This window comes from Enterobacter cloacae complex sp. GF14B (genome assembly GCF_004136805.1).
Classification (GTDB): Bacteria; Pseudomonadota; Gammaproteobacteria; order Enterobacterales; family Enterobacteriaceae; genus Enterobacter; species Enterobacter hormaechei_C.
On the sequence record NZ_QFRV01000335.1, the window covers coordinates 1 to 1,021 of the forward strand.

Sequence of the window (1,021 nt, forward strand, 5' to 3'; positions counted from 1 at the left end):
CGTGAATTTTCGGATCGCGCGGCGGCCGCCGCATAATATTTTTCTCACCGGCTTCAAACGCCGGGCCAAACGAGAGCGTGGCGGAGGTCGCCATGTTCATCCACAGAATCAGCACCGGCGTCAGCGGAATGATGTTCCCCGCCAGCAGCGCAATCACAATCAGTAGCCCCTGCGCCAGGTTGGTCGGCATGATGAACAGAATGGTCTTCTTCAGGTTGTCGTAAACGCGACGCCCCTCTTTCACCGCGCTGGCGATGGTGGCGAAGTTATCGTCCGTCAGGACCATGTCCGCCGCCTCTTTGGTGACTTCCGTGCCTTTGATGCCCATCGCGATACCCACGTCCGCCTGGCGCAGCGCCGGCGCGTCGTTCACGCCGTCACCGGTCATACCGACGATTTCGCCTTTATCCTGCAACGCTTTCACCAGGCGCAGCTTATGCTCCGGGCTGGTACGGGCGAAGATGTCATACTTCACCGCCGCTTCCGCCAGCTCGGCGTCGTCCATTTTCTCCAGCTGATAGCCGGTAACCGCCTGCTCGCTGTTGGTGATCCCAAGCATCTGGCCGATGCTCATCGCCGTCTGCGGGTGATCGCCGGTGATCATCTTCACGCGGATCCCCGCCTGCTGGCAGGCGTTAATCGCCTCAATCGCTTCCGGACGCGGCGGATCCATCATCCCGGCGATGCCGAGGAAGATCAGGCCGTGGCTCAGATCGTCGTGAGTCAATGCCTGCTCACCGTTCGCTGGCTTGAACGCCGCGGCGACCATGCGCAGCCCCTGACGCGCATAGCGCTCCATCTCCGTTTCCCAGTACGCGCGGTCAAAGGCTTGCGCACCGTTGCGGGTCTGCTGCTGCTCACACAGGGCGAAAATCACGTCCGGCGCGCCGGTGATCAAAATCTGCTCCTCACCGCCAATCTGGTAGTGGGTGCTCATGTACTTGTACTGAGAGTCGAACGGGATCTTGTTAACCAGCGTGGTCACGACCGGCTCGAGGTGGGCCTTGGCCGCCAGCACCTT

At 61.3% G+C, this 1,021-nt stretch carries 1 protein-coding gene; it reads right to left on the reverse strand.

The genetic code is table 11. From position 1 onward, the window contains the following. Window positions 1–1,021: HAD-IC family P-type ATPase (locus DD606_RS25535; RefSeq protein ID WP_129259533.1), on the reverse strand; the 1,021-nt coding region annotated here is incomplete at both ends.